Genomic DNA, 13,788 nt, shown 5'->3' with positions numbered 1-13,788 from the left:
GTGACAGAGCCCAAATACATTCAATGCTCATTACGAATCTTTCAATCCCGCATCCATCGTAGCGCAAGCCCGGTTGCCCCTATATCCAAGGTGTCCAATAAAGGCAAATACCGGAAGGGGAAGGGAACGGGGAGCAAGGGGAAAGGCCCTGCCCGAAAAGGAAAAGGTGCCAGCCTGCCACAACAACAGGAAATGCCGATGCTTGCATTGTTCCAGCGAAAGCGCGCTGCGTCGGCAGTACTGCCGAATGCAGTGGAAAATCGGGATAGGGGCGGCCAGCTTACCCGGCCGACCCCTCCCACACCACCCGGCATGCGGGTCCGCACCGGGCGGTTCGAGTCGTTGAGGTTATGAGAGCCGAGGGACGCCGAGTCGGTCGAAGTAAGCGACAGGCATCGCGCGGTTCAATCGCATGCGGCTGTTACGCCACCAGCACCGACTGTTCGCCGCCACCTTGCGGGCATCCTCTTCCGAGGCGCCCATCGCTTTCAACTCCCGGTACATCGTCGTACCCCGACGCCAGTGCTTGAGCTGCACCGCACGCAGCCGGTGTCTTATCCACTTGTCGAGTTTGCGGAACACCTTGGGTGTCTGCGCAAGCTGGAAGTACGTCTTCCAGCCCGGCATGTAGGCCCGCAGCCGTTCGGCAATCTCGGTCAGGTTGCGCCCACCCGAGCGACGCGTGAATTGCCGGATGCGTTGCTTGAAGGTCTTGAGCGCCTTGTCGGCCACCCTGCACTTGACCTGTCCGCCCGGGCCGTACCAGAAGGCGTAGCCCAGAAACTTGCGGCCCGAGGCCGGCGCAACGGCCGTCTTGGCGTCATTGACCTTCAGGTGAAGTCGTTCGTAGAGCTTGGTCAGGCCCGCCAGCACCCGTTCGCCTGCGCGACCACTGCGTACATATACATTGCAGTCGTCGGCATAGCGAACGAAACGGTGGCCCCGTCGCTCCAGTTCCCGATCCACCTCGTCAAGCAGCACATTGGCCAGCAGCGGCGACAGTGGGCCGCCTTGCGGCGTCCCCTCGTAGCGCGCCATGGCCACGCCGCCATCCATGATCCCGGCCACGAGGTAACGACGGATCAGCCGCAGCACGGCCTTGTCCTCGATTCGCCTCGACAACCGTTCCATCAGGATGTCGTGATTGACTCGATCGAAGAATTTCTCCAGATCCACATCGACCACCACCCGGTAACCGTCCTGCACGTAGCGCTGTGCATCGAGCACCGCGTCGTGGGCACGGCGTCCCGGCCGGAAGCCGTAGCTGTGTTCAGAGAACGTTGGATCAATCCTGGGCTGCAAGACTTGCAGCAGGGCTTGCTGGATCAGCCGATCCGTCACCGTCGGAATCCCCAATTCGCGCACCCCACCATCGGGCTTCGGGATCTGGACACGGCGCACCGGCAGGGGCCGGTAGCTGCCATCCAGCAAGGATTCCCGAATCCGGGGCCAGTGCGCTCTCAGTTGCTCCGCCGTCTCGGTGATCGACAACCCATCCACCCCAGCACTGCCGCGATTGGATTTGACGCGTTTCCACGCCGCCTCCATGTTCGCGCTCGCGAGCACCTGCGCAAGCAGGTCATCTCGCCCCGGGCTTCCAGTTCCATGCCGCGCCGTCCGTGCTTCATCACGCACTGCTTCGGACGCGGCTTCACCGAGCCCTCCCGCATTGCGCCCCGGCTCCCCGAGCTTCTGATGCACTTCACGTCCGAGCAACACGGCCTTCGGCCCTCCTACTCGTTCGGCCCTTCGCCCCAAACCAGCGGCTACTACGGCCTCTGCTGACTTCTCGCTCCGGTTAAGCGCCGTCGCCCTTTCAGGCACAAGGCGAGACCTCCCCAGGTAAGAACGCACTCCTTCGCTGCACAACCGCCGGATCTACGCCACTTCGCCTTGATCACGAGAGCTTCGCGATTACGTGCTCGCTCGCCCTGCTCCGCAGCGCCTTCTATCCGATTCTTGTCCATCGGCTCGCAGCTTATGCTCCACGCTTCCTCCCCACGCTCGGTCACCCTCACGCAGTTGCGCTTCACTTCGTTCGCTGTGATCAACTTACGGCGGGACTTGCACCCGCAGGAGGGCGCCCATGCTGGGCGCACACGACAAACGGCAGCTCCGGCCGGAGCCGGCCCCGTCGCTGCTGGTGACGCCGCGCCGACAGCTACTGCTGGAACACATCTAGCAACGCATGTCACTCTCCCGCCGGCAGTTTGCCGAACCAACGTCCAGAGCAATTTGCGATACCAACATGTTCGTTCTTGTTCATGAGTATTACCTGTACCGTATGTGTGGTCCGGCAAAGGAGTGCTTGTGCTATTTGATGGCATCTCCACAAGCTATGGTGGCGGGGCCTAATGATTTCACCTTGCTCCTCGCATGCCTCTTCAAACTCGAACACGCCATCAAATTCTCTACCCCAATCAATTGAACGATCCAGTCGACTTGATGATCCCGAACTTGCATTCTTGCATGTCGCAGCGCTCGAAGCGTCGCATTGGATAGAGTCTCATGTCCCAGCGATGCCTGCACGGGCCCATAGGCAAGGATATCAACGGTTGTGACCAGCTTCAGCGCCCCAAAACGTTCTCCAACGATCCTGGCTGCCTTCTTCTCATCGATAGCGGCAGAAAATCCATTGTTGTGCGCGAACGCGATAGTGGCAGCCTCACCGTCGCCGAGAGAGTTCGAGGTGTGGCCAGAGATCATATCGAAAAAGTTCTCTAGTGATGGGCCGGCAAGCTCCTCCACTCTCAATATCTGATTGCCGATTAACTCTGCCAGCAGTTTGGGTTCTTGGCGGCCATTGACTTCACCCTGCCCGATCTCGCGAACGACATTGTCCGTCACGATTAGCCGAACATCCAACGCTTGCAGAATAGCGCCCACACTTCCCGTTGCCAGCAGATTTATGATGACGCTGGCGTCGAGGACGAGAGCTTGGTCGTGATTAGTGAGGCAACTTGAAAAGGTCATCTACTTCGTCCTCTTCTGCCTCATCGAGCAGCTGGCGAACCTTTTCCCGATCAAGCTTCAGCATCTCCGACATCTGCCCCTCACTGATCAGATCTTTTTTCCACGCTTCGATCGCCAGCAGGAAAAGTCTCGATGATTGCGCTCCATCAATGGGAGTTGGATCGTGTGCTGCTGAGCCAAGAACCTGGTGGACTTGTTCGTCGGTGATACCTCCATTGTCCATGAACCAATCCCAGGTTCCTTTCTTCGTCAGGCCAAGTTCCTCAAGCCGTAGCACCATCGCTTGGCGAGATACCCCAAAAAAGTTGGCAAGCAGGATAATATGCCTGCGCGTCAGATGGGTTGACCCAATGGTCAGTTCCTTGAACTTCTCCATGACAGCACGGGCCGGCGTAAGGAATGCACTTGCGAATGCATTCGCGTAGCGCTCTTCGCGAGAGTTTTCATATTTCTCGTCCTGATAGATCTCCGGCCGGCGACGCGTTGCAATGAAGTGACCAAGCTCATGGGCGCCAGTCAGGGTTCGGCGATCTTTTCGATGGCTGGCGTTGATCAGAATGCAGGCCCCAACCGCGTCATCAAAGGCAAATAGACCTGAGACTTTGGGGTCGAGTTTCCGGGCGTAAATCCGCATCCCGAGTTGCAGCTCCATAAGCGAAAACAGGTTTTGGACCGGCCCTTCCCCAAGTCCCAGCCAATTGCGCAAGCTCTGCGCATCATGCTCCGCTTGTTTGCGGACGTCCCCTGGTAGGATAGTTTTTTCTGCAGGGTAATTGTACGGCTTTTGGATACCGAGGATGTTCTCAAGCTCCACTTCAGCCCTGACGAGATCATTCAGCATCCGCGCAGCCTGCCCTATACCGGCGTCGCCGGTTTCCGGAAGTGATCGAAAGCGTGGAACCAAGTCCACATGCACAGCCTCTCGACGCAGCAGCGAATTGGCGGATATACCGTAAAGGCAGCTCAGCGTTTGGATCTCCTCGAGCCTCGCAGTACGCTGGCCTTTTTCAATGGAGACGAGCGTAGTACGGGCGATGCCTGCTGCCTTGGCAGCAGCGTCTTGGGTGATGTTCGCAGTCTCCCGCGCGACCTTCAATCTCTCGCCTAGCTCTAGCGGGCTCAAATCATAAGTTGGTTTGGTCATGATGCTTCATCTATCCATTGCCTCACAAACGACTCTGGTCCGAGATCGTCAGTGAATGCTGACCATTCCATGGCGTGTTGTTGCAAAAGCCGATCAAGGTTCTGCTCCACAGCTAGTGGCGACACCGCCAGGGAACGAGCCAGTTCATTAGTTCTTCGGCGCTTGATCAGTTCATACTGCACAGACTCCCGAATTGCCGCGAGGTGCTCAAAGTGAAGCACTCCCGCGATGGAATACTCACGCAAAGCCGCTGTAAAACTGCCGAAATCCTTGGCCACGCCCTCCTCCCAGATAGCGGCCTTCAGTGACTCCCATACATAATTTTCTGGCGGCTCATTCAAGCCGGCGGCATGAACACTCAGACGGCGGAGTATACAGGCCGCACAAACTCCGCATTGCCGCCTTTCACTCGAGACGGCCACCTGTCGAGATTGTTGCCAGCATGATCTGGTCGTTGCCCAACGTGCATCACCGCCGCAACTATCAACAAATTCGCGCAGGGTTTCACCCTTCGTCATCCACAAGCGCGGAAATTGGTACTGAACCTGATACCCGAGCAAAGCATTGAAGAAACGTTGCATCAATGCAGTAAAGACCGGGTGACTCCGATAGTCCTCATAGCCCTGTCCAACAGGAAGTAGCACCGGTGCCAACGCTCCTTGTCCACTTTCAGGGACAATGACCGATGGAGCATCGATCAAGTATGCTGCCACTGCAGATACGACGCTAAATTTGAATCCCCGGCTGCGTGCACTGTTTTCGGCATTCCTACCATTGTCAAGCTTTACGACATACGGAAGAGCAACAAAAGGAAGCCGAAGGCGCTCCTTTTTTGAGATATCGCGCTGCTTTCTGCCCACTCTCACCCGCACCAATCGACTACCAAGACGCTTCCTCTCGAGTCCTGCAACCGCATACGAATCCATTCCGTCGCTATAGGCGATGACGGCCTCCGCATTGGAGGGGAACCTCATGCGATCCTGAAGTGGTGGCTCTGCTGATGCCTTGCGAGAACGGAATTCGAAGTACCAGTCGTCTCCGGTAAGCAGGTTCAATGCCTCCACCAGAACCCGATTTACCGCCTTGTCTGACCATTTGTCTGGATCATGAACGGGAATATACACGGAGAACTTCCGTCCCCAATTCATTGCACTACGGGCAAGACTACGATCGCAGAACTCTACGGCTGCAGCTACGACAAGTGCATCATACACCGTTGGTTGCCACTTGAGCGACGAAAAGGATTCAAGGGCTTCAAGGTCAAAATTAATGTTTCGCTCAAGCCTGCAGGGGACCGCTCCTTTGCGTCGACGTGCACCAGCCTCGACCACATCGACCACTAGCTCCTTGAGAGGTAATAGGCTCATCGCAAAGGCACTCCCTCATCAAGATGGGTCCTCTTCTTGGGGCGACGGGCTCCGGTAGATTCAGGAGCCACAAGCATCGAACCCAGCTTGCCTTCTGAAAGGCCGGAGATGGCGCTATAGATTCTCTTACTTACGTGATCTGCCCGCCGCTGGTTTGATTCCCGAAGGTAGTGTTCTTCAACCGACCGTATGTTTGCGAAACCTCGCATCTTGGCCGCGAGACCAATCGCATCATGCAAAGCATCCAAACCAAATCTGCCGTCGCTGATGAGTTCAATACTCCACGCGACTGCGTTCATTCCAAATACAGAACCAGCAGCCAACGCCTTAGCATCCTCCAGCTCCTGCAGGGCGATTTCAGGCAACCTCAAGGAGTTGTCACGGCCAGTGAAGATGGACTTCAAAGCTTCGATCAGCGACCACTTGACCTCGTTCTTGAAGTCGCTAGCAAGCGCGCCCGCTGCAGCCTCTGCCACCTCCTCGACGTCGTAAGTGCGCTGATCCCCGCGCTTGGCCAGCTCTTTCCAAGGCTTTCGCATCGGAAGACTTCTATGTGGTCCATCACTCATGATCCGACCTCCTTGTCAGATCATAGTAAAAAAAATCAGACAATGTCAAATCACAAATACCGCGAGTCGTGACAGTAATCAGCGACGCCCTTTCAATCTGAGCAGAGGCCACCTCATATTGACGGTGGAGCCTGCATCCCAGGTTGCCCTATACCCAAAGGCTTCCATAAGGCACCCAATCCCGGAGAGGAAAAGGCGCTCCGATCTGCCGCAGCACCAGGAGAAACCGATGCTCACGCTATTCCAGCGAAAACGCACCACACCAGCGCCACCAGCACTTCCTGCCGAAGACGAAAACGGCAAAGGGCTGCTGCGCCCGGAGCCGGCCGCCACCCTACTGGCGACGCCACGGCGGCAGCGCCTGCTGGAACACATCTGGCAGCGCACCTCGTTGTCGCGCCGGCAGTTCGCGGCACTCTACCTCACCCCACTGGAACGCTACGCCGAACTGGTCCAACAGTTCCCGGCCTCCGAGAGCCACCACCACGCCTATCCGGGAGGCATGCTGGATCACGGGCTGGAAATCGTCGCCTACGCCTTGAAACTGCGCCAGTCGTATCTGCTGCCCACCGGCACCATGCCCGAGGATCAGGACGCGCAATCGGAGGCCTGGACCGCGGCCACGGCCTACGCTGCGCTGCTGCACGACCTTGGCAAGATCGCCGTCGACCTGCACGTCGAACTGGCCGACGGCAGCACCTGGCACCCTTGGCACGGCCCCTTGCGGCAGCACTACCGCTTCCGCTATCGCCCGGATCGCGCGTACCGCCTGCACAGCGCGGCCTCCGGGCTGCTCTACCATCGGCTGCTGGACCGCGAGATCCTCGACTGGCTCAGCGGCTACGCCGAAGCCTGGTCAGCCCTCCTCTATATGCTCGCCGGCCAGTACGAGCACGCCGGCGTGCTCGGCGAACTGGTCGTTCAGGCTGACCGGGCTTCGGTCGCCCAGGCACTCGGCGGCGATCCGGCCAAGGCGATGGCCGCACCGAAGCATGCCTTGCAACGCAAGCTGCTCGATGGCCTGCGCTACCTGCTCAAGGAAGAGCTGAAACTCAACCAACCCCAGGCCTCGGACGGCTGGCTGACGCAGGACGCCCTGTGGCTGGTCAGCAAGACCGTCTCGGACAAGCTGCGCGCACATCTGCTGTCCCAGGGGATCGAAGGCATCCCTGCCAGCAACACGGCCGTCTTCAACGTGCTGCAGGACCACGGCATGCTCCAGCCCACGCCCGACGGTAAGGCGATCTGGCGGGCGACCGTCACGAGCGAGGCCGGCTGGTCGCACACCTTCACGCTCCTGCGGCTGGCACCAGCCCTGATCTGGGAAAGCGGAGAACGTCCCCCTCCGTTTGCGGGCTCCGTAGACATCGCAGAGGATGCTGGCGAGCGCGCGCAGACGACTACCACGCCATCGGGCGACTCCGAGTCCCCACCGCCCTCCCCCATGCCTGATGCTGCATCGGCCTCCCACAACGACGGTGTCGGTGCCTTGCTGGAACTGCTCGGTACGCCGGATGCCGTGCCAGCCTCGGCCCTCGAGCCGCATGATTCTGTCGAGCCGCCGCAGGCGAACTTACCTTCCGGAGCGGCCGCGGACACAGCACAGCAGGCGCCGGACGGGGCGGATGCCGCACCCTCGGGCGAACACTTCGTCGCCTGGTTGCGCCAAAGCATCGCCACCCGCAAGCTGGTCATCAACGATGCCAAGGCGCTGGTGCATACCGTCGCCGATACTGTTTACCTGGTCAGCCCGGGCGTATTCCAGCGTTACGCTCAGGAGCACCCGCAAACGGGGCTTCTCGCCAAGCAGGACAAGCTGCCGGACTGGCAGTGGGTACAGAAACGCTTCGAACGGCTGCATCTGCACCGCAAGCAGGGCAGCGGCCTGAACATCTGGACCTGCGAAGTGGTCGGTCCGCGCAAGTCACGGCGATTGCACGGCTACTTGCTACAAGACCCCAAGCACCTGTTCGACGAGATACCGCCAAACAATCCCTACCTCTGTGTACTGGAATGAATCCCGAGCATAGGCCTCGTGGGGCGCAATTTATTCCGCACGCTCAAGCAGCGGCAACACACCCTGCCGCCGGTCCGGATCAGACACCGTTCAAGCGGCCTTCTTGCGGGTGACCACGGGTGCAGGTGCAAAGTCGACCCGCTCCCGCAGTTCCTTCCCGGGCTTAAAGTGCGGCACATGCTTCCCGGGCACATGTACCGTCTCACCGGACTTGGGGTTGCGGCCCGCCCGCGGTGGCCGGTAGTTCAGTGAGAAGCTGCCGAAGCCCCGAATCTCGATACGGCTGTCCTGAATGAGCGCATCGATCATCGCCCCGAGGAGCACCTTCACTGCCTCCTCGGCGTCCTTCACAACAAGCTGCGGGAACCGCCGTGCCAACCGGTCGATGAGTTCAGATCTCATCATCCGGCGATTATATCAATAGAAACAGTAACTTCTGGCACCTTATCGGAATGTGCCTTCCGCTCTGCGACGAACTCCGGAACTCGGATTAATGTAAATCTTCATGTCACCCATCTAGCGCTCGATGGCGACTGGATGCTGTCCACTGGCAACCATCAAAGGCACTCGGAAGCCAGCCCGTCTTGAGTACATCAGTGAGTACACTAGATTTATCGAATAATTATTTATTCAAATAAATCAATAGATTATAATTAATCTTCGAGTCCTCTTCTGGGCACCAGCTGCAGGGAAAAGCCGGCTTTCAGTCGGCTTTTTTCGTTTACATCGCCAGCCGTGCCTGCCCAAAAGAAAACGGCACCGCCCGCGCCACGGCCACACAAGGTGGCCGGAGATACGGACAGCGCCGTCTTTCCGGCAGGCAGGCGAAAGCGGCCGTATGGCGCCTTCGCCGCCTGCGGCTTGCGCTCAGGCACCAAACGGATGGCGACGCAGAATCGTTTCGTCGCGCTCGGGGCCGGTCGAGATCACGTCGATCGGAATTTCGCAGATCTCCTCGATGCGGTGCAGGTAGGCACGCGCCTCCTGCGGCAGCGCATCCCAGCTCTGCGCACCGAAGGTGGTGCCGCTCCAACCCTTCATGGTCTCGTAGATCGGCTCGCAGCGCGTCACTTCTTCCGAGCCCATCGGCAGCAGGTCGATGCGCTTGCCGTCCAGCATGTAGCCGGTGCACAGCTTCAGTTCTTCCAGGCCGTCGAGGACGTCGAGCTTGGTGATGCACAGGCCGGTGACGCCGTTGATGATGATCGAGCGCTTCAGCGCGGCCAGATCCAGCCAGCCGCAGCGGCGCTTGCGGCCGGTGACGGTGCCGAATTCGCGGCCCTTGGTCGACATCTGCTCGCCGGGCGCACCCTTGGTGTCGATGTCGAGCTCGGTCGGGAAGGGGCCGCCGCCGACGCGGGTGCAATAAGCCTTGGTGATGCCCAGCACGTAGTGCAGGCGGCTGGGACCGACGCCCGAGCCTGCCGCGGCCTGGCCGGCGACACAGTTGCTCGAGGTGACGAAGGGATAGGTGCCGTGGTCGATGTCGAGCAGGGTGCCCTGCGCGCCTTCGAACAGCAGCGAACCACCCGACTTGTTGATCGCGTACAACTCGGCCGAGACGTCCGCCACCATCGGCAGCAGCTCTTCGGCATCGGCCATCGCTTCGTCGAACACCGTCTGGAAATCGACCGCTTCGGCGCCCAGATGCCGGGTCAGCACGAAGTTGTGATATTCCAGGTTGGACTTCAGCTTGGCGGCGAAGCGCTCGCGGTCGAACAGGTCATAGATGCGCAGCGCGCGGCGGGCGACCTTGTCCTCGTAGGTGGGGCCGATGCCCTTGCCGGTGGTGCCGATCTTGTCGCCGGCGGACTTGGCGGCCTCGCGCGCGCGGTCGAGCGCGCTGTGATAGCCGAGGATCAGCGGGCAGCCCGGGCTGATGCGCAGGCGGTCGCGGACCTCGATGCCGCCGGCTTCCAGCGTGCGGATTTCCGACAGCAGGTGATGGGCGTCGAGCACCACGCCATTGCCGATGAAGCAGGCCACGCCTTCACGCACGATGCCCGAGGGCACGAGGTTCAGCTTGTATTCGGTCTGGCCGATCACCAGCGTGTGGCCGGCGTTGTGGCCGCCCTGGAAGCGGACGACCCCCTTGGCGTGGTCGGTCAGCCAATCGACGATCTTGCCCTTGCCTTCGTCACCCCACTGGGTGCCGACGACGACGACGTTCTTTGCCATTTCTCACTCTCCCTGTAACGGCACGATCGCCCAGCGACCGTCCCGCCTGACCAGTTGCCGGTCGCAACCGGCCTCGTTCCAAGTTCCTTGATGCCCGGGTAATGCCGTGACGACGATCTCGCCGTGCGCACGCAGCGCCGCCACTTCGGCAGCCAGCTCGGCATCATCGCCCACCCAGGGCGCCAGCACCGCGCCCGGATGCGCCAGCGGCGCCGGCAGATGCCACACCAGTTCGCGCAGATCGAGGCTGAAGCCGACCGCCGGCCGCGCGCGGCCGAAGGCCTCGCCGACCCGGTCGTAACGCCCGCCGAGCGCCAGCGCCGCCGGCGACTCGGCGCCATAGGCGGCAAAGACGATGCCGCTGTGATAGTGATAGCCGCGCAGGTCCGACAGGTCGAAGCTGATCGGCAGGTCGGCCAGCACGCCGGCCAGTTGGCGCAGCTCGTCCAGCAGTACCGTGATTTCTTCGTCCCGCGGCAGACAGGCCGCCGCGCGCTCGAGGACTTCCGGCCCGCCATAGAGGTCGGGCAGCGCAAGCAGGGCGGCGCGCACCGGCTCGGCGGCATCGGCCAGCATCGTCCGAAGCGCCGGCACGTCCTTGGCCTGCAGCAGATCGAACAGCTCTTCCTCGCGTCCCGGCACCAGACCGGCGCGGGCCGCCAGCGCATGGAACAGGCCGACGTGGCTGATGTCGATGCGCGAAGCCGGTACTTCGGCCAGGCGCATCACTTCGGCCAGCAGGCGCAGGATCTCGACGTCGGCCTCGATGCCGGCGTGACCGTAGAGCTCGGCGCCGAGCTGCAGCGGCTCGCGCGTCGCCGTCAGCGTCGACGGCAGGGTGTGCAGCACGCTACCGCAGTAGCACAGCCGCGACACGCCGCGATGGTTCAACAGGTGCGCGTCGATGCGGGTGACCTGCGGCGTCATGTCGGCGCGCACGCCCATGGTCCGCCCCGACAACTGGTCGACGAGCTGGAAGGTGCGCAGCTTGAGGTCCTGCCCCGCTCCGGTGGTCAGCGAGTCGAGATATTCGAGCAGCGGCGGCATCACCAGGTGGTAGCCGCGGACGCGGAAGGCGTCGAGCAGCCGGCGGCGCAGCGTTTCGAGCTGGTGGGCTTCGGACGGCAGCGCGTCCTGGATGTGGTCGGGCAATACCCAGCGCATGAGCGTTCAGTTCAGGACGAAAAGGAGCAACACACCCCCCAGCATCGAAGTCAGCCCGACGAAGCGGATCTGGCCATCGGCCATGCTGGCGAGGCGCAAAAAAGTTTCGCGCCAGGCGGCTGGCGCGACGAAGGGAAGGATGCCCTCGATGATCAGCATCAGCGCGAAGGCGGTCAACAGGGAGGCGCCCATCAGGGTCTCAATTGCGCTGTGCGCCCCCGATGTCCTTCATGAAGCGGAAGAAATCCGAGCTCGGATCGACCACCATCACGTCATCCTTGCCGGCGAAGCTGGCACGGTAGGCTTCGAGGCTGCGGTAGAAGGCGTAGAAATCCGGGCTCTTGCCGAAGGCCTCGGCATAGATCGCGGTGGCCTTGGCATCGCCTTCACCCTGGAGCTGCTGGGCAGTCCGGTAGGCCTCGGCGATGATGACCTCGCGCTGGCGCTCGGCGTCGGCGCGAATCTTCTCGGCTTCGGCGGCACCCTGGGAGCGCAGTTCGTTCGCCACCCGGGTACGCTCCGCTTCCATGCGGCGGAACACCGATTCCGACACTTCGTTCGGCAGGTCGACCCGCTTCAGGCGCACGTCGACGATCTGCACGCCGATGCTGCGGGCGTCGCGGTCGGCGCGCTCGCGCATCTGGTCCATGATGCGGTCGCGCTCGCCGGACACCACGTCGTGCATGGTGCGGCGGCCGAATTCCTCGCGCAGGCCGGAATTGACCGTCTGCGTCAGGCGGGTGCGCGCACGCGCCTCGTCGCCGGCCACCGACTCGTAGTAGAGCCGTGGATCGACGATGCGCCACTTGACGAAGTGATCCACCAGCACGTTCATCTTCTCGGAAGTGATGAAGCGCTCGGGCTCGGGCGTGTCCAGGGTCAGGATGCGCTTGTCGAAATAGCGCACGTTCTGGATCAGCGGCAGCTTGAAGTTGAGGCCGGGCTCGGAGATGACCTCCTTGACTTCGCCCAGCTGGAACACGATCGCATACTGGCGCTGGTCGACAGTGAACAGCGACGCCGAGGCGATCACAATGGCGACCAGAATAATGCCGCCGATCAGAGACAGCTTGTCACGCATCAACGTTCTCCCCGCTCACGGCTGCGCATCAGGTCGCGGCTGTTGCGCGGATCCGATGCCAGCGTGGATGCACTCGATCCGGCCGCCGACTGGGCGGGCGCGGCTCCCGCAGCCGGCCGCGACGCGGCGCCGGCCTGCTGCATCAGCTTGTCGAGCGGCAGCATCAGCAGATTGCCGTTGCCCTTCGCATCGATCATCACCTTGGACGTGTTGGACATCACCTGCTGCATGGTCTCGATGTACAGGCGTTCGCGCGTCACGTCGGGCGCACGCTGGTACTCGGTGAACACCTGGTCGAAGCGGCTCGCCTCACCTTCGGCGTTGGCGACGACACGCTCGCGGTAGGCGTTCGCTTCCTCGATCAGGCGCGACGCGGCACCGCGTGCCCGCGGGATGACGTCGTTGGCATAGGCCTCGCCTTCGTTCTTCTGCCGCTCGCGGTCCTGGCCGGCCTTCACCGCATCGTCGAACGCGGCCTGCACCTGCTCGGGCGGCTGGGCGTTCTGCATCGTCACGCGGCTGATCTGGATGCCGGTCTGGTAGCGATCGAGGATGCGCTGCATCAGTTCGTGCGCGGTCGCGGCGATCTCCTCGCGCCCTTCGTAGAGCACGAAGTCCATGCGGCTCTTGCCGACGATCTCGCGCATCGCGGTTTCGGCCACCTGCGCCACCGACTCGTCCGGATAGCGGTTGTTGAAGATGTAGTTCTCCGGGCTGTTCAGCACGTACTGCACCGCGAACTGGATGTTGATGATGTTCTCGTCGTCGGTCAGCATCAGCGACTCGCGCAGCACCTTGTTGCGCTCTGAGCCGCGGTAGCCCACTTCGACGGTACGCACGCCGGTCAGGTCGACGATCTCGTGCGATTCGAACGGATACGGCAGGCGCCAGCGCAGACCGGGCTCGGTGGTCTGGACGTACTCGCCCAGCCGCAGCACCACGCCGCGCTGGTTCGCGTCGACGGTGTAGAAGCCGCTCGCGGCCCACACCACGGCGACGAGCGCGACAAGCGCACCCAGGCCGCCGCCGAACTGCTTGAACGAGAACTCGGGCAGTTGCGGCCTGCCGCCGCCACCGCCGCCCGACGAGCCGCGGTTCTGCCGCTTGCCGCCGAACATGCCGGACAGGCGCTGGTTGAAGTCGCGCCAAACCTCCTCGAGGTCGGGCGGCCCCTGATTGCCGCCACGGTTGTCGTTACCGCCGCGATTGTCGTTGCCGCGCCGCCCATCGTCGCGGTCGCGATCATCGTCGCCGCCCTGGCCGCCCCAGCGGGGGTCGTTAAGTGACATGAGAAT

At 61.7% G+C, this 13,788-nt stretch carries 12 protein-coding genes; 1 reads left to right on the top strand and 11 read right to left on the bottom strand.

Annotation, left to right across the window (positions count from 1 at the left end; all coding sequences use genetic code 11):
• Positions 1 to 348 precede the first annotated feature (348 nt).
• The 5 genes from ltrA to ACNQFN_RS06160 all read right to left on the bottom strand — a co-directional run bounded on the left by ltrA (position 349) and on the right by ACNQFN_RS06160 (position 6,053).
• Entirely contained in the window at positions 349 to 1,719 is a 1,371-nt protein-coding gene (ltrA, locus tag ACNQFN_RS06180; RefSeq protein WP_418646661.1) for a group II intron reverse transcriptase/maturase, read from the bottom strand.
• A gap of 594 nt (positions 1,720 to 2,313) precedes the next feature.
• A complete protein-coding gene (locus ACNQFN_RS06175; protein ID WP_418648277.1) occupies positions 2,314 to 2,973 on the bottom strand; it encodes a hypothetical protein in 660 nt (219 codons plus the stop codon).
• The gene (locus ACNQFN_RS06170) at positions 2,948 to 4,117 is read right to left on the bottom strand and encodes an XRE family transcriptional regulator (RefSeq protein WP_418648276.1); all 1,170 of its coding nucleotides are present in this window, start codon (positions 4,115 to 4,117) and stop codon (positions 2,948 to 2,950) included. The genes ACNQFN_RS06175 and ACNQFN_RS06170 overlap by 26 nt, the downstream gene beginning before the upstream one ends.
• Positions 4,114 to 5,484 (bottom strand): 7-cyano-7-deazaguanine synthase, encoded by a 1,371-nt coding sequence (locus tag ACNQFN_RS06165; protein ID WP_418648275.1) that lies wholly within the window; start codon positions 5,482 to 5,484, stop codon positions 4,114 to 4,116. The genes ACNQFN_RS06170 and ACNQFN_RS06165 overlap by 4 nt, the downstream gene beginning before the upstream one ends.
• On the bottom strand, positions 5,481 to 6,053 hold the full coding sequence (locus ACNQFN_RS06160) for a hypothetical protein (protein ID WP_418648274.1): 573 nt from the start codon (positions 6,051 to 6,053) through the stop codon (positions 5,481 to 5,483). Before ACNQFN_RS06160 ends, ACNQFN_RS06165 begins: the two co-directional genes overlap by 4 nt.
• A gap of 229 nt (positions 6,054 to 6,282) precedes the next feature.
• Between ACNQFN_RS06160 and mobH the strand changes: the two genes are divergently transcribed.
• Positions 6,283 to 8,070 carry a MobH family relaxase gene (gene mobH, locus ACNQFN_RS06155; protein WP_418648273.1) on the top strand — a complete coding sequence of 596 codons (1,788 nt, stop codon included), beginning with the start codon at positions 6,283 to 6,285 and terminating at the stop codon, positions 8,068 to 8,070.
• A gap of 90 nt (positions 8,071 to 8,160) precedes the next feature.
• On the opposite strand, the gene ACNQFN_RS06150 is transcribed toward mobH, so the two are convergent.
• From ACNQFN_RS06150 to hflK, 6 genes are all read right to left on the bottom strand, one after another.
• Positions 8,161 to 8,475, bottom strand: coding sequence for an integration host factor subunit beta (locus ACNQFN_RS06150; RefSeq protein WP_418648272.1), 315 nt, complete (start codon positions 8,473 to 8,475; stop codon positions 8,161 to 8,163).
• Between the two features lie 462 nt (positions 8,476 to 8,937).
• Complete coding sequence (locus ACNQFN_RS06145) at positions 8,938 to 10,248, bottom strand: adenylosuccinate synthase (protein ID WP_068636065.1); 1,311 nt, start codon at positions 10,246 to 10,248, stop codon at positions 8,938 to 8,940.
• A 3-nt stretch (positions 10,249 to 10,251) separates the two neighbouring features.
• Positions 10,252 to 11,412: an ATP phosphoribosyltransferase regulatory subunit gene (locus tag ACNQFN_RS06140; RefSeq protein ID WP_068636099.1), complete on the bottom strand. Its 1,161-nt coding sequence runs from the start codon at positions 11,410 to 11,412 to the stop codon at positions 10,252 to 10,254.
• 6 nt (positions 11,413 to 11,418) lie between these two features.
• Complete coding sequence (locus tag ACNQFN_RS06135) at positions 11,419 to 11,604, bottom strand: DUF2065 domain-containing protein (RefSeq protein WP_068636064.1); 186 nt, start codon at positions 11,602 to 11,604, stop codon at positions 11,419 to 11,421.
• 7 nt (positions 11,605 to 11,611) lie between these two features.
• The gene (gene hflC, locus ACNQFN_RS06130; RefSeq protein WP_068636063.1) at positions 11,612 to 12,493 is read right to left on the bottom strand and encodes a protease modulator HflC; all 882 of its coding nucleotides are present in this window, start codon (positions 12,491 to 12,493) and stop codon (positions 11,612 to 11,614) included.
• On the bottom strand, positions 12,493 to 13,782 hold the full coding sequence (hflK, locus tag ACNQFN_RS06125) for an FtsH protease activity modulator HflK (protein ID WP_068636062.1): 1,290 nt from the start codon (positions 13,780 to 13,782) through the stop codon (positions 12,493 to 12,495). The genes hflC and hflK overlap by 1 nt, the downstream gene beginning before the upstream one ends.
• Positions 13,783 to 13,788 lie beyond the last annotated feature (6 nt).

The organism is Thauera butanivorans, assembly GCF_048398245.1.
Classification (GTDB): domain Bacteria; phylum Pseudomonadota; class Gammaproteobacteria; order Burkholderiales; family Rhodocyclaceae; genus Thauera; species Thauera butanivorans.
This window is presented reverse-complemented; position numbering and strand designations above follow the sequence as displayed.